Genomic DNA, 17,394 nt, shown 5'->3' with positions numbered 1-17,394 from the left:
CACCTAACGCCTTACACCTGCTTGGTTAACGACCAAATAACTTTTGGGAATTTATAATGTCATCGAACACGTTAGATAAACTTCAGTCGCGCTTTAACCCAGAAGCTGCCAAAGGAATGGATGAGGTATTTCAATTTCATTTCTCTGACGCGGGCAGCCATTACATGGTTATCCAAGATGGAACTCTGAACGCACACGAAGGCGAGCACGACGATCCTTCTGTAAGCCTAAGCATGAGTTCAGATACGCTTAAAGGCATCATGAGCGGCGACATCAACGGCATGACGGCTTTTATGACGGGTAAGCTGAAAGCTACCGGCAATGTCATGCTGGCCACTAAGCTGACCAGCCTGTTTCCCAGTAAATAACGCCCGTTCTCGCCCGCGAGCATTCAACGCCAGCGGGCGAGATGCGCTTCAATAAGTTCACGTGAAATTGAGTACGGTGGTGGCAATGAAGGTAACTGCCTTGGCGAAAACCAAGCGGCATCACTAATCTCCACACCATCGATATGAATGCGCCGCGTCGTCGCTTCTGCAAAAAAACCAAACATTAGTGAGTGCGGAAATGGCCACGCTTGGCTTTGGTGATAACGAAGATTTTCTACATGTACGCCTACCTCTTCGTATATCTCACGATGTACCGCTTCTTCAGCAGACTCCCCAGGCTCAATGAAGCCCGCAAGTGTTGAGTAACGTCCAGGAGGGAATCTTGGGCTTCGTGCTAACAGCATCGCCTCCCCACTGGTGACTAGCGTGATAATGCAGGGTGAAATGCGCGGATAGTTACGATGCCCACAGGCATGACAGTGCATCGCAAACTCAGCTTCCAACTTGGTTGCCTTCTCACCGCAACGCCCACAAAAACGATGGTTCTCTAACCAAGCACCGACCTGAAGCGCCGTCGATAACAGGCTGAACCAGGAAGCAGTCAACTCCCCTAGCCACTGCCGTCCATCTATCCAGTCCTCACCCGGCTTACTTTCCACTAACAGCGCCACCGGCTCATCGTGCCAGTAGCACAGCGGCTGCATCCGCTCGTCCCACGGTTGAGTCGGCTGTAACGGCGTCAACTCACCACCTTCAGCCAACGGTGCTGGCGCTAGATGACTACGGGACACGCGGATAACACGACCTTCTCGCGCATAATGGGGAATTTCTCGTCTAAGCATCGGCACTATTACCTTCAGACCAACCACCCTCGAACCAACGTAATTGATGCGCCTGACATTTAGCTTGGTGAGCGGCGCGCTCTTCCTCACTAGGCCGGACGACCCTTAACTGCCCTCGCGTCAACGCTAAACGCTGCACCGACAGCCCCTCATTGGCTTGATTATTTTGCTGCTCACCTGACGATGCTTCTGAATCAAGCGTCAGCGCCGTTTGCCCGCCGGTCATCGCCAAATAGACGTCGGCTAGGATCTCGGCATCAAGCAATGCGCCGTGCAACACACGATGACCGTTATCAATGTCGTAACGCTTGCATAACGCATCGAGACTATTACGCTGGCCTGGGTGCATCTGACGAGCCATCACCAACGTATCAAGAATGCGGCAATGTTCACTAACAGGACCTAACGCGGGGGACCGTCGCCGCTGGTTTAACATGGTCAGCTCGTGATCAATAAACCCCACATCGAAGGGGGCGTTATGAATCACCAGCTCGGCTCCTGCTATAAATGCCCAGAAGTCATCGGCTATTTCGGCAAACACCGGTTCATTCGCCACCTTGGCGTCATCAATACCGTGAACCGCCACGACTTCAGCATCAATATGCCGTTCAGGATTTATATACTGATGATAGGAGCGCCCTGTAAACCGCCGGTTAATCATTTCAACGGCACCAATTTCCACTAATCGGTGACCATCTTTTGGGTCAATGCCGGTTGTTTCCGTATCCAAGATCACTTGGCGCATGCTGCTCTCCTGTTATGCTCATCAATGGCTTCGTTAGCCAACGCATCGGCGCGCTCATTACCGGGGTGCCCGCTATGCCCTTTTACCCAGTGCCACTCGACACGATGCCGCTGAGTCTCCTCGTGAAGGGTCTTCCAAAGCTCAGCGTTTTTAACCGGTTGCTTGGCCGCTGTCTTCCAGCCTCGCTTAATCCAATTGTGAATCCATTGAGTAATTCCTTGGCGCACATACTGGGAATCGGTCCAGAGAGCCACTTCACACGGCTTGTTTAGCGTTCGCAACGCCATAATGGCCGCCATTAATTCCATTCGGTTGTTAGTGGTATCTGCTTCGAAGCCTTTTAACGTCTTTTCATGCTGCCCGCTTGACAGCACTACACCCCAGCCACCTGGGCCCGGATTTCCTCGACAGGCCCCATCGGTATACACCGTAACGCGAGGCAACCCATCGGTTGCTTGCTTACTCACTTTCACTATCCTTTTCTAGACGACGTTGACCTGAGTGGTATCGCGCAGAAACACCGGTTCGTGTAGCTCCCAGAGAAGTGGGAGTGATCGGTGCACGCAACCCAAATTTAAGACGCTCTACCGGCGCATGGCGTTGTCGCCGCTGCGCTTGAATCATGTAACTTTCACCCAATGGTAAATTATGCCTGCGTCCCAACGCTTCCCAGCGCTCTCCACAGGTGGTGCTCATCGGCCCCCGAAAACAGCAGTAGTCTACGCGTTCTACGTCAAAATCGACAAACGCCAGCCAATCGCGCAAACGGCTAGCCGTACGCCACTGCCCGCTCCAAGGGAAATTCCCTTGCTGCTTACGCCAACGCTGGGTTAACCCGTTCAATCCTAGCGGATTGAAACCAAACAGAACTAACACACCGCTATCGGAAGTTACCCGGGCAGCCTCTTGTAAGGTGTGATGGGCATCTGGCAAATGCTCTAGCCAGTGATGAATAATCACCACCTCTAAACTGCGGTCTGGTAAGGCAAGGTGATCAGGCGGACAAACTAACGTGGACGAAGCCTCCGCCATTGCTCTCGTCGGTGACCAGCGAATGACATGAGGAATAGCCGACATCGTCATCAACGTCGGCCCCATGCTCATCTCTAAACTGTGGCCACCTTTGCGCCCTTCAACCAGCGGCCCCAAACACGCTCGCTGCGTTTCCCATAGCGAGCGGCCAGCCTCTGTTTGCCAGTACGCTTGGCTTTCCGCCATCTGCTGGGCGAGCCGAGTTGCCGTTGACGAAGTTGACATGAACAGCGCTTCCCTCCACAGTAAATGCTTTTTAACGTTTTGAACGCCAGCGTTAGCGCATTCGAAAGCGTCTAATTTGAGCGTCTATTTTTTTGAACTAAAGGATCTCGCCCATGATGAGCGTGACACCGATTCCCGCACTTAGCGATAACTACATTTGGCTATTAAGACAGGATACCAGTCAAAGCGTTTGCGTGGTGGATCCCGGTGAAGCAGCACCTGTCATCGAGTTTCTTGAGCGTGAATCCTTAACGCTTGATACGATTTTAATCACTCATCACCACCATGATCATACGGGTGGCCTTACAGAGTTGATTAAACGCTTCTCGCCTCGGGTTATTGGCCCCTCCAATCCTACTATTGAAGGTATTAATGAACAGGTAGGACATGGCGATGAAGTACGTATTATGGGGCGTCTTTTTGAAGTCATGGCCACGCCAGGGCATACGTTAGATCACGTGAGTTACTTCACTCCAGGAATTCCTGCGCTACTTTTCTGCGGCGACACCCTGTTTTGTGGTGGATGTGGCCGCTTATTTGAAGGGTCGCCAGAGCAAATGTTTGCATCTCTTCAAACCTTAGCGGAACTCCCAGAGGATACGCTGGTCTTTGCAGCGCATGAATATACGCAAGCGAATCTAACATTTGCTCGTGCTGCAGATCCTGATAACGAAGACGTTAAATATGCACTGCAGGAGTGTGAGAAGGCTCGGGCATTAGACCGACCTACCTTACCCAGCACGATAGGACGCGAGCTGAAGATCAACCCCTATTTGCGCGTGAGCACCGATAGTGTGCGTCAAGCAGTAGGTACACATGGGGTCAATGATGATGATCTCGCCACGTTCACCACTTTACGCGAGTGGAAGAACCGTTTTTAAGAACGCTATCGAGTAAAAACGAACCGACTATGACTTATCGAACGATTCGCCAGCGCTTATTACTAAGCGCTGGAAGCACTGTTATTGTGAGCCTATTTTTAGCCGCAGCGGCCAGCTCCCAAGCCTCTACTACCGAAGCATATCAACCTAACAGCGCCCTCAATGACGCGCCGGCTTCAACCGATTTCCGCCCCAATGCCTTTCAGCATCACTTCTGGGAAGCACTTGAGCTACAACCTCAAGATGCCTGGAGCACACTTCGTGACAGCTTCCAGTGGCAGGAAAAAAATCTCCCCGCCGATGCTCAAGCACGCGTTGACAAGTGGATAGAGTACTACCGTTCAAGCCCGCAAAATATTGCCGCCATCACGGAACGAGCAACCCCCTGGCTTGCCTGGATCACCCAGCAAGTGAGCGAGCGTGGCCTTCCTGGTGAGATCGCGCTGATTCCGTTTGTTGAAAGTTCTTTCGACCCCAGCGCCCGAAGCCATCGAGGAGCCGCTGGGCTTTGGCAGTTTATGCCGGGTACCGGAGATGCATTAGGCCTGGTTCGCAACGGCAACTACGATGGACGTTTAGACGTCGTGACGTCTACCGCAGCAGCGCTTGATTACCTGGAAATGCAGGCAGATGAGTGGTACGAGGGTGACCTAATGCTCTCGCTAGCCGCTTACAACGCCGGTGCTGGCACTGTTAACCGTGCGCAACGCCAAGCTCAGGGCCAAGGCCTTGCAGGCGACTACTGGGAACTATCACTGCCCCACGAAACGATGCAGTACGTTCCCAAACTTAAAGCCATTGCGACGATCATCAATAATCCAGAACAGTACGGGGTTTCACTCCCTGACATTCATCCTGATCCCGCTTTTGCCAAAGTTCAGCTTGAGCAGCCAGTTAGCCTGGCACAGGCCTCTCAACTTCTGGATGTTAGTCAATCCGCGTTGGCCGAGCTAAACCCTGGCTTGCTGAATGGCAGCCTTGACCCACGTAGTGCACAGACGCTACTTGTGCCTGAAGAAGTCGACACTCAGGTGTTAGCTCAGCTTTCGCAATCAAACAGTACTTCGTTAGCATCGACCAGCACGCCAAGCGTTCACCGCGTTGAAAGTGGCGATAACCTATCAGTGATTGCGTCACGCTATAATGTCACTCAACAAGATTTGATCAGGTGGAATGCTATTGAACGCCCAGAGGCACTGAAGCCAGGTCAACTGCTGACGCTTTCAGGACGGTAATTTGGGGAATCTAACCAGGCTTTGTTAACTAGGTTTAAAACGCAGTCTTTATTAATCTTTCTTGGCCATATCTCAGTTACTATTAGCGCCGCTACTGTGACTCAGCAGTTGTGTCTAAGGTTCTAAGCCCGGTTTCTAAGCCTTCGTTGCTACAGGAAGTTACCAATGCCAAGCGGTGTGTTGTTTACCAAAGCACTTTTGTTAACCAGCGGCTTGCTGTTGAGCCTGTCGCTGTTGGCTTCTGAAAATGACGTCGAAAACAACACCTCTACCCCCGTTGAGACCGTGCACGGGCTATCTCTCTACAATAGCCCAGAGCTACCTCCCGATTTTGCCTACTTCCCCCATGTTAATCCGTCCGCCCCCAAGGGCGGAACGATTACCCATACTGCCGTGGGGGGCAGTTTCGACTCTACCAACCCGTTTATTATTCGTGGCACGCCTGTTACCGGTATTTCTAAAATTTATGACTCGCTGATGGCCAGCAATCCTGGCGAGCCCTTCAGTTTGTACGGACTGCTAGCAGAAGGCGTCCGCCTGGATCCGGAACGTCGGTGGATAGAGTTCGATTTGCGCCCAGAGGCTCGCTTTCAGGATGGGGAGCCGGTAACAGCCTATGATGTGGTGTTCTCACTAAACCTGCTACGTGAACAAGGCAACCCCTTCTACAGCAGCTATTACGCCGGTGTCGAACGCGTTATCGCCTTAAACGATCATCAAGTGCGCTTTGAATTTAATGACACTGAGTCACGCGAGCTGCCACTGATTGTGGCTCAGTTACCCATCTTACCTCGTCACTACTGGGAACCCCGCGACTTTACCTCTCCGACCCTGGATGCACACCCTGGGTCAGGTCCCTATCGCATTAGCGAGGTAGACCCTGGACGGCGAATTGTCTATCAGCGAGATGACAACTATTGGGGTAAAAATTTGCCCGTCAATGTGGGTCGTTACAACATCGACCGTGTTGTTTATGAGTACTACCGCGACCGCGATATTGCCTGGGAAGCCTTCAAAGCAGGCCTTACCGACTTCAGGACTGATGCACGTGCTGCCACTTGGGCGATTGGCTATGATAATTTTCCTGCCTACCAAGACGGCTTAATTAAGCGGATTACCGTGCCTGATGTTAACCCCTCCATGATGCAGGCGTTTGTCTTCAACTTACGCGAAGAAAAGTTTCAGGACCCAAGGGTTCGAGAAGCACTGAGCCTCACGTTTGATTTCCCCTGGCTCAACACTAATATTTTCTATGGCACCTATCGGCGCACGGAAAGCTTTTTTCAAAATTCTGAAATGGAAGCTACTGGAACGCCATCAGAAGAAGAACTTGCGCTACTCGAACCTTTTCGTGAGGCGTTGATGGACTCCCATCATTCAGAACGACTGTTCACTGACCCGCTGCCCATTGAACACCCCACAGAGCTGCGTGAACGCCTGCGGCTTGCGCTTGATCTGCTGCGCGACGCAGGCTACCGCGTAGAAGATGGTGTGTTGGTGCACGGTGAAACAGGCCGACCGCTTACCTTGGAAGTACTGCTCTACGACTCGGGCCTGGAGCGTGTTGTGCAACCCATGCTACGCAATATGGCACGTCTTGGGGTTCAAACGTCGCTACGCATTGTCGATATCAATCAATACCTTAACCGAGTTCGCAGCTACGATTACGACATGGTCATCAGCCACTTCCCCCAGTCTAACAATCCTGGCAATGAACAACGCGATTTTTGGACCAGTGCTGCTGCAGAGGCACCACAAAGCCGCAATCGCATGGCCCTTGCCCACCCTGCTGTCGATGCGCTGGTGGAGCAGCTGATTCGTGCTGATGACCGTGAAACGCTAGATACCATTACACAAGCGCTTGATCGCGTGCTGCGTTGGGGCTTTTATGTCATCCCTCACTATCATTCAGGCGAAACGCGGATTGCTGTGTGGGATAAATTTGGCTACCCAGAACCGTTTCCGGCTTATGCCATGGATTTAGACGCTTGGTGGGTAAACACCGATCGAGAAGCAGAACTACAACGCCGTCATCGACGCCGCTGATTTAGCCAACATAGATTCATTCGAACAGCTTACCGGCAATAACTTTTGGCCCCCAATTACTCATGGAGCGCGCTGTGGCACGTTATACCTTACGCCGACTGCTACTGATGATCCCGACCCTGTTCGGCATCATGCTGCTTAACTTCATGATTGTTCAGGCTGCCCCGGGAGGGCCCATTGACCAAATGTTGGCCCGCTTTGAGGGAGCCGACGCCATGGCAAGCACACGCCTGGATATGGGGGCGGCCGATGTTCAAATTAATGACGACTCAAGGGGGGCACGTGGAATCGATCCACGCTTTATTGAGCAGTTAGAGCAGCAATTTGGCTTTGATAAACCCGCTCATGAACGGTTTATCGGCATGATGGTGGATTATCTCACTTTCGATTTCGGCACCAGCTTTTTTCGTGATCGACCGGTGATTGAACTGATGATCGAGCGCCTGCCCGTATCTATTTCGTTAGGCTTATGGACAACGCTGCTGGTCTACCTCATTTCTATTCCTTTAGGCATCAGCAAAGCGCTACGACACGGATCTCGCTTTGATGTCTGGACCTCAGGTCTAGTGATCGTAGGCTATGCCATCCCTGGCTTTTTGTTCGCCATTCTTCTTATTGTCGTGTTTGCTGGTGGCACTTACCTGGATTGGTTTCCTCTACGCGGCTTAACATCACCCGATTTCTCCGAGCTATCCGCCTGGGGCAAAATTAAAGACTACTTCTGGCACATCACCCTACCAGTACTGGCTGCCGCGATTGGCAGTTTTGCCACCCTCACCATGCTGACTAAAAACAGCTTTTTGGATGAAATTCATAAGCAGTACGTACTGACAGCCCAGGCTAAAGGGGCCGACGAGCAGCGTATTTTGTATGGCCATGTTTTCCGTAACGCCATGCTGATCATCATTGCTGGGTTGCCCTCTGCAATGATTGGCATTTTCTTTACCGGCGCACTGCTCATCGAGGTAATTTTTTCCTTGGATGGCCTTGGCTTATTAGGCTTTGAGGCAGTCATGCAGCGAGACTACCCCGTCATTTTCGGAACGCTATTTCTGTATACGGTGATCGGGCTGCTGCTAAAGCTAGTATCCGACTTGACCTATGTGTGGGTAGACCCACGCATTGATTTTGCGTCGAGGGAGTCATAAACATGACATTTATCAGCTCGCGTCTTTCGCCGATTACGCTGCGTCGCCTAGCAGCATTTAAAGCCAATCGCCGCGCTCGAGTATCGCTGTGGCTATTTGGCGTTCTGTTTATTGTCAGCTTATTTGCTGAACTCATCGCCAACGACAAACCTCTCGTAATGAAATATGACGGGCAGTGGTATGTACCACTACTGGTCGATTATCCGGAAACCGAATTCGGTGGTTTCTTACCCACCCGTACCGACTACTTAGACCCCTTTGTCCAACAGCAAATTAGCGACCACGGTTGGGCGCTATGGCCGATGATTCCCTACTCCTATCAAACCCTCGATATGCTGATGACACGACCTTCGCCTGCACCGCCAGATAGGCGCCACTGGCTAGGCACCGATGATCAAGGACGTGATGTATTAGCGCGAGTCATTTACGGATTTCGACTATCGGTTGCCTTTGCCCTGGCGCTCACCGCTGGCTCTTTAGTACTGGGCGTAGTGGTAGGCGGTGTGCAGGGATACTTCGGCGGCAAAGTGGACCTCATCGGACAACGCATCACTGAAATATGGTCTGGGTTACCGGTGCTGTTTCTGCTGATTATTTTGGCTAGCTTTGTACAGCCCGGTTTCTGGTGGCTACTTGGCATCATGCTGTTGTTTTCGTGGCTGGGACTGGTTGATATCGTACGCGCCGAGTTTTTGCGTGCACGCAATCTCGAGTACGTGCGTGCAGCCAAGGCAATGGGGCTCCCTTCTCGGCTGATTATGTGGCGCCACGTGTTACCTAACGCGATGGTAGCCACGCTGACGTTTATCCCCTTCCTGTTCACTGGTGCCATTGGCACGCTCACAGCGCTAGACTTTTTAGGCTTTGGTCTGCCACCTGGCGCGCCTTCACTTGGTGAACTGGCGGCACAAGGCAAAAATAACCTGCATGCTCCATGGCTTGGCATCACCGCGTTTATGACGCTTGCCATTATGCTCTCACTACTGGTGTTTATTGGTGAAGGACTTCGCGATGCCTTCGACCCACGACATGTGAAGCAGCATCAGTCACCGGCCCAGGAAACCAAGCATGCCTAGTCACGCAAACAATGCCCAACCACTACTGCGCTTAAGCCAGTTTTCTGTTTCCTTCGATGGCAACGTCGTTGTCGATTCCCTCTCTCTCACCGTCAATGCAGGCGAAACGCTCGCTATCGTGGGGGAATCTGGCTCTGGCAAGTCGGTCTCTGCACTGGGCGCAATTAATTTACTGCCTGACAACGCGCACGTAAGTGGTCAGCGCTGGTTAGAAGAGACCGACCTTAATCAACTAGGCAAACGTGATTGGAATGGTATACGCGGTAATCAGGTGGGATTTATTTTCCAAGAGCCGATGACGTCGCTCAACCCGCTTCACCGCATTGGCAAACAAATAGGCGAAACCCTTCGTTTACACCAGGGCCTTAGCGGGCAAGCTGCACGTACACGGGCCAAGGCACTGTTAGAGCAAGTCAAACTACCGCGTCCTGACGAACTGCTTGACGCCTGGCCACATCAACTTTCTGGCGGCCAGCGCCAGCGGGTAATGATCGCCATGGCCATTGCCAATAATCCGGCACTGCTGATTGCGGATGAGCCAACGACGGCGCTCGATGTGACCGTTCAGCAAGAAATTTTAGCCCTGCTGAAAGAACTCCGCGATCATCACGGCATGGGCGTACTGTTTATCAGTCACGACTTAAACTTGGTACGCCGCCACGCAGATCGTGTATGCGTCATGTATCAGGGGAAAATCCAGGAAACCGGTAGCGTTGCCGATGTATTCAATAATCCCCAAAGCGACTACACCAAAGCCCTCATTGCCGCCGAACCAGAAGGCCGGCCTGCTGAGCCTACCGATATCACGCCACTTTTAACCACACGCCAGCTTAGCGTGAGTTTCAAGCGCCCGAGGACAGGACTTTTTCAGCGCCAGCCACCCGCTTTTGAGGCCCTGAAAGCCACCGACTTAACGATCGCTCCTGGCGAAACGCTGGGCATTGTTGGCGAATCAGGCTCTGGAAAAACGACGCTGGCGTCAGCGGTTATGCGATTAGTCGCTAGCCAAGGTGAGGTGATACTGGGCAATGCCACGTTGAGCCAGCTCTCTGGCGACACGCTGCGACGCCAGCGCCATCGGCTACAAATGGTTTTTCAAGATCCTTACGGAGCACTTTCTCCACGCATGCCGGTATTTGATATCGTCAGTGAAGGCCTGCAGTTTCATTACCCTAACTTGACCAATGCAGAAGTCACCGAACGCGTGCATCGTACGCTGCGAGAAGTGGGCCTGCCGGAAAGTTGTGCTGCCCGTTACCCTCATGAGTTTTCGGGGGGACAGCGCCAGCGCATAGCGGTGGCGCGGGCAATTATCTTAGAACCTGAGCTACTGGTACTGGACGAACCAACCTCAGCATTAGATCGGACCGTACAAAAACAGTTGGTCACGCTACTGCGCGAACTTCAGGCACGCCGCCAACTAAGCTACCTGTTTATCAGCCACGATCTCGCCGTGGTGCGTGCTATGGCCCACCGCATTATGGTGCTAAAAGATGGCGACGTGATTGAACAAGGGGATTGCCTGGAAGTGCTCGCCGCCCCACAGCATCCCTATACCAAAGCGTTGATAGAAGCTGCCCACTTGCACTAGCTACCTGGTAAACATAAACGTTTGTTTCGGCACTTTTTCAAGTTAGTCACGCATGAACGCAGAAGCAAGATAACGGTATAAATATTCATTGCTCAAAATAAAAACGCCCTGGCCTAGGCACGGGTGTGCTGACCGGGGCGTTTTATCCACTAGCAGTGACGCTAAGTGTGTTTAGAAGCTGGCAATTTCTTCAGGCGTTAGCTCCCGCCATTCACCAGGTGCTAGGTCATCTGGCAAGACCACATCACCAATCGAACGGCGATGAAGCGCATTGACGTGATTACCTAGGGCTGCAAACATGCGCTTCACTTGGTGATAGCGCCCTTCTGTAATGGTCAATTCCGCTTGCTGAGGAGTAATAAACCTCAACACGGCAGGTTGCGTTGGCGTTTCCTCACCATCCAGTAGAAGCCCTTCCTCTACTTGGCGAATTGCCCACTCAGCGGCGCTACCTTCCATAGGCTCCGCCAACTCTGCAATGTACACTTTGGCACAGCGATGGCGTGGCGAGGTGACACGATGGGACCATTGGCCATCATCAGTGAGCAATAACAAGCCAGTGGTATCTACATCCAACCGCCCTACCGGCTGCAGTCGCTCTACTTTGGGTAGATCAATGAGGTCAATCACCCTTGGGTAGAGCCCACGGCGGGCAGTGCACTCTACTTCCAGCGGCTTATGCATCATCAGGTAACGCAACCCAACCAGCGCTAGCGTCTCACCGTTGAGCTTTACTTCGTCGTTCTGGGTGTCAACTTGGGTCGCCGACTGCTTGATGGGCTCGCCATTCAGGGTCACCTCGCCATTTTTTAACGCACGCTTTGCTAGGCTGCGCGTCAACGGGGTTGTTTCACTCAAAAAGCGATCAAGGCGCATTATTGACCCACTCCTGGCAGAAGCGAAAAGCGGTCGGCATCTTGCCAGGCAGGAAATTTTTCTCGAAAAGCATCTAGGTCCGTTTTATTTAGCGTCCCCGTTTCAATAAACGGAGAGTCTGCAGGGTGGTCGATCAGCGGTTCCCCTTTGAAATCGACCAGCATGGAATCGCCGCTATAGGCGAGTCCTTTGGCATCTTCACCGACGCGGTTGACACCCACTACGTAAACTAAGTTTTCAACTGCACGCGCTTGTAAAAGCGTGCGCCATGGGTGACGCCGGGGTGCAGGCCAGTTCGCCACACACAGCGCGGCATCATACTCGAAATGTTCGCCCTCTGCTGGCTGCTGGCGCATCCAAACGGGAAACCTCAGGTCATAGCATACGCTCAATAGCAGCCTGAAACCTTTCAGTTCCACTATTTTCCGGCTGTTGCCCATACCATAGCGTTCATGCTCTCCGGCCATACGAAATAAATGGCGCTTATCGTAGTACTGCAAGTCGCCGCTGGGAGTAGCCCATACCATACGGTTGAAGTATTGCCCTTCATCGACAATTGCCACGCTGCCGGTCATTACACAGCCTCTCGCCTTGGCCTGCGTCTGTAACCAGGCAACGCTCTGGCTCGAGTTCATGGGCTGGGCCATTTCCCGTGAGTTCATGGTGAAACCCGTAGCAAACATCTCTGGCAACACAATTAAATCGGTATCGCGGCTATCTAATTCGCCTAATAGCCGCTCAAGATGCGCATGGTTGGCCTGAGGATCTTCCCAGCGCAAATCGCACTGCACTAAGCTCATTTTCAGTTGACTCATGCCATGTCTCCTTTGCATCAGTGTGTTCGTCAATTATGTGCTAGATTAGCATTTTTAATTAATGAGGCTGCTATGTTTCCACCCGCATCAAGGGACCCTGAAGCGGTCAAGGGCGTTATGTTCGGCTTAACGGCCTACACTATGTGGGGCTGCTTCCCACTATTTTTCGCTCTGTTTGATGGCATTCCCGCATTTGAAATCCTGATACATCGGATTTTGTGGTCGTGCCTTTTCCTGGTCGGGTTAATCAGCATACTGCGCCGCTGGACGCCAGTGGTTAGCGCACTTGTTGAGCCCAAGCGCTTGGGGCGCGTACTCGCTTGCGCGTTACTGATTGCCTTTAATTGGGGTCTCTATATCTATGCTGTTGAAAGCAAGCAGGTGTTACAAGCCAGTTTAGGCTACTTTCTAACGCCGTTGGTAAACATTGCCTTGGGCGTGCTAGTGCTACGCGAAGTAATGGCTCGCCTCCAGCTGGTTGCTCTTGGTTTGGCAAGTTTAGCGATTGCAATCCAGTTCGTGATGCTGGGTGAACTGCCCTGGATCAGCCTGTTGCTAGCACTCAGCTTTGGTAGCTACGGATTATTTCGCAAGCAAGTGCCTCTTGATGGGCTTTCAGGCCTGTTTGTAGAGACGCTGTTGCTATTCCCACTAGCACTGATAGCGCTCACGTGGCTCAGCTGGCAGGGGGAGTCTCACTTTATTCATAATGTGCCGATGACCGCCCTGCTAATAATTAGCGGCGTATTAACTGCCCTGCCCTTGATGGCCTTTGCTGGGGCTGCACGACGCTTACGGCTGGCAACGCTAGGGTTTCTGATGTATATCAATCCCAGCATTCAGTTTTTGATTGCAATCATTATCTTTGGCGAGCCTCTAGGGCTCATCCAGTTAGCGACCTTTGTGATGATCTGGGCGAGCTTAGCGCTATATTCCTGGTCCTCTTGGCAATCACGTCCGCGCCAGAAGGTGGCTACCTGAGGCTAGTTCTTCCACTGGTTTTTCAATCACCACTGCACTGGTGTCATTTGTCTTTTCAGGCTGGTAGCCCACGCGAAAGCCTCCCCAGTGCTTACCATTAATGTAAATGGGAACCGAAAGATCGTGCATGATTTCGCCAGTGTCACGCTTATAGGTTTGTAGCAGCAACGGTTTCTCATGGGCGCCGCAACGACTGCCCGTCGGATCATCAAAAATGCGTTTGCTGCGGCAATACTTAAGATCGTGATCGTAATCACCGATGGGCTCGCGGCTAACGGCTGAGTTATGGGTAGGCACATAGCCGTTGCGGTCACATGCAATGGCGTAACTCAACCCGTGCTCAGTAAGCAACGGTTCTTGCAAGCTGGGTAACTGTAAGTCCGTGAATGCATCAAAGCCTGTGTGGTAAAGCGGTGGCTGTGTCCCTGGCATGACCGTGTAATCAGGCTGGAACAGCGACGCTTCTGATAACTCACCGGAGGCAATGGCCTTTTCAAACAATTTACCAATACGGTTCGCCGCTTGACGAGCAACACTAAACACATGCTGATGACGCCCCTGTAAACGCTGCTGCGCCAGCTCGCCATCAACGCCTTCTGCAGCTTCCATTAACGCCCGAGCTTGCTGAGCTAAATCGCGCATATCGCGATTGCCCTCATCTACATCGTCTTCAAGCTGACGTAAGCTATCAGCAACTGTTTGGCTATGGACTTTAGTGCTTTCCATTGCTTCTGCGACGCTGGTGATTTCTTGCTCAACTTGATCGAACTGTTCTGTGATAGTGGCAAGACTACCGCCCACCTGCTGCATCCCTTGGGAACGCTCTCTGATACGGTTCATCAGCACTCCCATGGTACCAACAACACTTTGGCCACTCTGGTGCATATCTTTAACAAGCTCATCGACGCTTTGTGTCGCCGTTGACGTCTTCAGTGCTAGGTTGCGCACTTCGCCCGCGACAACCGCAAATCCTCGTCCATGCTCTCCCGCTCGAGCTGCCTCAATAGAAGCATTGAGTGATAGCAGGTGCGTTTGTTCTGCTATTCCCTCAATCATCGACGTCACATTGCGGACGCGCTCAATTTTGTCGTTTAGCGCCGATAGCATTTCCAGCGCCTGATCAGAGCGCTCGGAAACATCACTCATATCGCCAATAATATCAGCCAGCTCATCATGATTGTGATGACTTGCCTGACGAGCGCTCTCGGCAAGCGAAGCGACATGGGTAGCACTGGCACTCACTTGCATAATGGCAGCATTAATAGCGTTCATACTCGATGACGCGTCACTGGCCATGGCTTCCTGCTTAGTAAGGCGTTGCGCCATAAGATCAGCGTAATGAGAAACTTCTGCCGAGGCGATAGCAGTGCTACTTGCTCGGTTCATCAACCGATAGGCCATCGCGCGAAGCGCACCATAGTCGCGAATGGGCTTGAAACCGTGAATGGGTTTTGTCAAACGCGCTTGATCAGCTGAGTAAACCGACGTAATCGTTACGAGCATTAAACCTGCACCAGCCCCCGTTGCCAACAGCAGCGCGACATAGGGAAAAGCACCAGATTCAGTCATCATCCAAACAGAAACACCTAGCACTGCCAAGGGCACTAATAGCCAAAGTAGTCGCATGTGGGGTACTCTTTTTTATTTGACGTTATTGAGCAGTCAATCAATAAAGAAGGAGCGATTAGCCACTTTTCAGTCAGCTTAACGGGTTATGCTAATCAATGAAGTAGCACTTTCGGGTCAGAACATGCTTTTGTTTGAAAGCAAAGGCCATCATTGCCCACACAACACGTTAAACTGACGGACTCACCAGTGGTTGGGGTTTAAAAAACAAAGCTGACGACAGGAGCTTATGTTCAAGCGCTATTTTCCTATTCTTACATGGCTGCCCCACTACCATAAGCGCCTGCTAGGTGCCGATATATTAGCGGGACTCATCGTAACCGTGATGGTGATTCCGCAGTCATTAGCCTATGCCCTACTTGCTGGCCTGCCTGCGGTAGTGGGCCTATATGCCAGTATTTTGCCGCAACTTCTATATACCTTTTTAGGCACCAGCCGCACCCTGGCCGTAGGGCCGGTGGCCATCATTGCATTAATGACGGGCGCTGCACTCTCCTCTGTTGCAACGCCCGGCAGCCCCGACTATTTGCAAGCTGCACTGGTACTTTCATTACTTTCTGGCGGCATATTGGTGGCAATGGGTGCCCTTAAAATGGGCTTTTTTAGCAATTTTTTAAGCCATCCGGTTATCTCGGGCTTTTTAACCGCATCGGGCATTCTGATTGCCGTCAGTCAACTGGGAAGCCTAATGGGTATCTCCAGCAGTGGCTTTACGCTGGTAGAGCGTGTGGTAACGCTCTTGCCTAATCTCCCCACCTTAAACCCCTATACGCTTGTAATCGGTGCTGGCACGCTGTTGTTTCTCGTTATGATGCGGCGTTTTGGTAAGCAGAGCCTTAGTGCTATTGGTTTGCCTAGAGCGCTCGCCGAGTTAATCACCAAGGCGGGTCCTGTCTTTGCGGTGGTTATTACCACGCTGGCTACTTGGCATTGGCAGTTGGCTGACCAAGGCGTTGCCATTGTCGGCGCTATTCCCAGTGGGCTACCTGCGCTAAGCTTTCCCTGGGGAGATACGTCACTATGGCGCGCCCTGTTTATTCCGGCGTTACTGATTAGTTTGGTGGGGTTTGTCGAGTCTGTTTCCATGGGGCAAATGTTGGCAGCGAAACGGCGCCAACGTATCTCTCCTAACCAGGAACTGATTGGCTTAGGTGCCGCTAATCTAGCCGCTGGGTTTACCAGCGGCATGCCGGTCACCGGTGGCCTTTCGCGCACGGTCATCAGCTATGACGCTGGGGCACAAACACCCGCGGCCGGAGCCTTTGCAGCCCTGGGAATAGCCTTGGTAACGATGGCGTTTACTGGCTGGCTCTACTACCTGCCGATTGCTACGTTGGCCGCGACAATTACTGTGTCTATTTTAACCCTGGTCGATATCCCCATGTTGCGCCAAACGTGGCGCTATTCTCGCAGCGATTTCGCTGCGATGGCCGTCACCATTCTGCTAACCCTAATTGAAGGTATCGAAGCAGGCATCATCGGTGGCGTGAGTCTCTCTATCGCGTTATTTTTGTATCGCACCAGCCGCCCCCATAGCGCGCTGGTGGGCCGGGTTCCGGACACCGAGCATTTCCGCAATACCGAACGCCACGATGTTGAAACCGTCAGTAATGTGGCGCTACTGCGAATCGACGAAAGCCTCTATTTTGCGAATGCCCGTTACCTTGAGGATACCGTTTATAATTTGGTCGCCAGCTATCCTGAGCTGGAGCACGTCGTTCTGATCTGTTCAGCCGTTAATTTAATTGATGCATCAGCACTCGAGAGCCTGGATGCCATCAACGCTCGTTTAAAAGACTCCGATGTAAAACTTCACCTGTCAGAGGTGAAGGGCCCCGTTATGGATCAGCTCAAAAAGAGTGATTTTTTAGAAGCCCTGACTGGGCGCGTTTTTCTTAGCACTTATGCTGCATGGCGCGAATTTTCATAAGCATTATTTTTATAAG

16 protein-coding genes are annotated in these 17,394 nt (G+C 52.1%); 9 read left to right on the top strand and 7 right to left on the bottom strand.

All coding sequences use genetic code 11. The features are described from left to right. Window positions 1–56: 56 nt before the first annotated feature. Window positions 57–368 carry an SCP2 sterol-binding domain-containing protein gene (locus ACN06F_RS08530; RefSeq protein ID WP_198349751.1) on the top strand — a complete coding sequence of 104 codons (312 nt, stop codon included), beginning with the start codon at window positions 57–59 and terminating at the stop codon, window positions 366–368. 23 nt (window positions 369–391) lie between these two features. Here ACN06F_RS08530 and nudC read toward each other — a convergent pair whose 3' ends face one another. Genes nudC through ACN06F_RS08510 form a run of 4 tightly spaced genes read right to left on the bottom strand, consistent with a single transcriptional unit; the run spans window position 392 to window position 3,173 of the window. Further along, complete coding sequence (gene nudC / locus ACN06F_RS08525) at window positions 392–1,171, bottom strand: NAD(+) diphosphatase (RefSeq protein WP_038484035.1); 780 nt, start codon at window positions 1,169–1,171, stop codon at window positions 392–394. Next, window positions 1,164–1,916: a DNA polymerase III subunit epsilon gene (dnaQ, locus tag ACN06F_RS08520; RefSeq protein WP_038484032.1), complete on the bottom strand. Its 753-nt coding sequence runs from the start codon at window positions 1,914–1,916 to the stop codon at window positions 1,164–1,166. Before dnaQ ends, nudC begins: the two co-directional genes overlap by 8 nt. Continuing rightward, window positions 1,904–2,383 (bottom strand): ribonuclease HI, encoded by a 480-nt coding sequence (rnhA, locus tag ACN06F_RS08515; protein WP_038484029.1) that lies wholly within the window; start codon window positions 2,381–2,383, stop codon window positions 1,904–1,906. The genes dnaQ and rnhA overlap by 13 nt, the downstream gene beginning before the upstream one ends. After that, the gene (locus ACN06F_RS08510) at window positions 2,376–3,173 is read right to left on the bottom strand and encodes a class I SAM-dependent methyltransferase (protein ID WP_038484026.1); all 798 of its coding nucleotides are present in this window, start codon (window positions 3,171–3,173) and stop codon (window positions 2,376–2,378) included. Before ACN06F_RS08510 ends, rnhA begins: the two co-directional genes overlap by 8 nt. A 113-nt stretch (window positions 3,174–3,286) precedes the next feature. Between ACN06F_RS08510 and gloB the strand changes: the two genes are divergently transcribed. The 6 genes from gloB (at window position 3,287) to ACN06F_RS08480 (ending at window position 11,150) form a co-directional block, all read left to right on the top strand. Further along, window positions 3,287–4,054 carry a hydroxyacylglutathione hydrolase gene (gene gloB / locus ACN06F_RS08505; protein WP_038484023.1) on the top strand — a complete coding sequence of 256 codons (768 nt, stop codon included), beginning with the start codon at window positions 3,287–3,289 and terminating at the stop codon, window positions 4,052–4,054. Between the two features lie 29 nt (window positions 4,055–4,083). Further along, a complete protein-coding gene (locus ACN06F_RS08500; RefSeq protein ID WP_433925009.1) occupies window positions 4,084–5,289 on the top strand; it encodes a transglycosylase SLT domain-containing protein in 1,206 nt (401 codons plus the stop codon). A 165-nt stretch (window positions 5,290–5,454) separates the two neighbouring features. Then, complete coding sequence (locus ACN06F_RS08495; RefSeq protein ID WP_253487893.1) at window positions 5,455–7,335, top strand: extracellular solute-binding protein; 1,881 nt, start codon at window positions 5,455–5,457, stop codon at window positions 7,333–7,335. Window positions 7,336–7,409: 74 nt separating this feature from the next. Beyond that, window positions 7,410–8,483 carry a microcin C ABC transporter permease YejB gene (locus ACN06F_RS08490; RefSeq protein WP_433925008.1) on the top strand — a complete coding sequence of 358 codons (1,074 nt, stop codon included), beginning with the start codon at window positions 7,410–7,412 and terminating at the stop codon, window positions 8,481–8,483. Window positions 8,484–8,485: 2 nt separating this feature from the next. Continuing rightward, window positions 8,486–9,559: an ABC transporter permease gene (locus ACN06F_RS08485; protein ID WP_038484011.1), complete on the top strand. Its 1,074-nt coding sequence runs from the start codon at window positions 8,486–8,488 to the stop codon at window positions 9,557–9,559. Beyond that, the gene (locus ACN06F_RS08480) at window positions 9,552–11,150 is read left to right on the top strand and encodes an ABC transporter ATP-binding protein (protein ID WP_433925007.1); all 1,599 of its coding nucleotides are present in this window, start codon (window positions 9,552–9,554) and stop codon (window positions 11,148–11,150) included. Before ACN06F_RS08485 ends, ACN06F_RS08480 begins: the two co-directional genes overlap by 8 nt. A gap of 171 nt (window positions 11,151–11,321) precedes the next feature. Here the strand turns inward: ACN06F_RS08480 and ACN06F_RS08475 are convergent, their stop codons facing one another. Together ACN06F_RS08475 and ACN06F_RS08470 are read right to left on the bottom strand one after the other, a co-directional pair. Then, a complete protein-coding gene (locus tag ACN06F_RS08475; RefSeq protein WP_287705957.1) occupies window positions 11,322–12,026 on the bottom strand; it encodes a pseudouridine synthase in 705 nt (234 codons plus the stop codon). Further along, entirely contained in the window at window positions 12,026–12,841 is an 816-nt protein-coding gene (locus ACN06F_RS08470; RefSeq protein ID WP_433925006.1) for an amidohydrolase, read from the bottom strand. The genes ACN06F_RS08475 and ACN06F_RS08470 overlap by 1 nt, the downstream gene beginning before the upstream one ends. Before the next feature lie 72 nt (window positions 12,842–12,913). On the opposite strand from ACN06F_RS08470, the gene rarD reads away from it, so the two are divergent. Continuing rightward, window positions 12,914–13,822 carry an EamA family transporter RarD gene (gene rarD / locus ACN06F_RS08465; protein ID WP_231656907.1) on the top strand — a complete coding sequence of 303 codons (909 nt, stop codon included), beginning with the start codon at window positions 12,914–12,916 and terminating at the stop codon, window positions 13,820–13,822. Here the strand turns inward: rarD and ACN06F_RS08460 are convergent. Next, window positions 13,793–15,448 (bottom strand): methyl-accepting chemotaxis protein, encoded by a 1,656-nt coding sequence (locus tag ACN06F_RS08460; protein ID WP_433925005.1) that lies wholly within the window; start codon window positions 15,446–15,448, stop codon window positions 13,793–13,795. The two genes, rarD and ACN06F_RS08460, sit on opposite strands and share 30 nt — an antisense overlap. Window positions 15,449–15,677: 229 nt before the next feature. Here ACN06F_RS08460 and ACN06F_RS08455 point away from each other — a divergent pair, with 229 nt between their 5' ends. Next, window positions 15,678–17,378, top strand: a complete 1,701-nt coding sequence (locus tag ACN06F_RS08455) for a SulP family inorganic anion transporter (RefSeq protein ID WP_433925004.1) — start codon at window positions 15,678–15,680, stop codon at window positions 17,376–17,378. Window positions 17,379–17,394 lie beyond the last annotated feature (16 nt).

The sequence above is a fragment of the Vreelandella sp. 21 genome, assembly GCF_050995515.1.
In the GTDB taxonomy this organism is placed as follows: Bacteria; Pseudomonadota; Gammaproteobacteria; order Pseudomonadales; family Halomonadaceae; genus Vreelandella; species Vreelandella alkaliphila.
The sequence above is the reverse complement of the archived record's forward strand: the minus strand, read 5'-3'. Positions and strand labels throughout refer to the sequence as shown.

What these genes read in the sequence shown, in the direction of transcription:
- ACN06F_RS08495 (WP_253487893.1), top strand. Translation starts at nt 5,455, where the DNA reads ATGCCAAGCGGTGTGTTGTTTACCAAAGCACTTTTGTTAACCAGCGGC.
- nudC (WP_038484035.1), bottom strand. Translation starts at nt 1,171, where the DNA reads ATGCTTAGACGAGAAATTCCCCATTATGCGCGAGAAGGTCGTGTTATC.
- rarD (WP_231656907.1), top strand. Translation starts at nt 12,914, where the DNA reads ATGTTTCCACCCGCATCAAGGGACCCTGAAGCGGTCAAGGGCGTTATG.
- gloB (WP_038484023.1), top strand. Translation starts at nt 3,287, where the DNA reads ATGATGAGCGTGACACCGATTCCCGCACTTAGCGATAACTACATTTGG.
- ACN06F_RS08455 (WP_433925004.1), top strand. Translation starts at nt 15,678, where the DNA reads ATGTTCAAGCGCTATTTTCCTATTCTTACATGGCTGCCCCACTACCAT.
- ACN06F_RS08530 (WP_198349751.1), top strand. Translation starts at nt 57, where the DNA reads ATGTCATCGAACACGTTAGATAAACTTCAGTCGCGCTTTAACCCAGAA.
- dnaQ (WP_038484032.1), bottom strand. Translation starts at nt 1,916, where the DNA reads ATGCGCCAAGTGATCTTGGATACGGAAACAACCGGCATTGACCCAAAA.
- ACN06F_RS08475 (WP_287705957.1), bottom strand. Translation starts at nt 12,026, where the DNA reads ATGCGCCTTGATCGCTTTTTGAGTGAAACAACCCCGTTGACGCGCAGC.
- ACN06F_RS08460 (WP_433925005.1), bottom strand. Translation starts at nt 15,448, where the DNA reads ATGCGACTACTTTGGCTATTAGTGCCCTTGGCAGTGCTAGGTGTTTCT.
- ACN06F_RS08470 (WP_433925006.1), bottom strand. Translation starts at nt 12,841, where the DNA reads ATGAGTCAACTGAAAATGAGCTTAGTGCAGTGCGATTTGCGCTGGGAA.
- ACN06F_RS08510 (WP_038484026.1), bottom strand. Translation starts at nt 3,173, where the DNA reads ATGTCAACTTCGTCAACGGCAACTCGGCTCGCCCAGCAGATGGCGGAA.
- ACN06F_RS08500 (WP_433925009.1), top strand. Translation starts at nt 4,084, where the DNA reads ATGACTTATCGAACGATTCGCCAGCGCTTATTACTAAGCGCTGGAAGC.
- ACN06F_RS08485 (WP_038484011.1), top strand. Translation starts at nt 8,486, where the DNA reads ATGACATTTATCAGCTCGCGTCTTTCGCCGATTACGCTGCGTCGCCTA.
- ACN06F_RS08480 (WP_433925007.1), top strand. Translation starts at nt 9,552, where the DNA reads ATGCCTAGTCACGCAAACAATGCCCAACCACTACTGCGCTTAAGCCAG.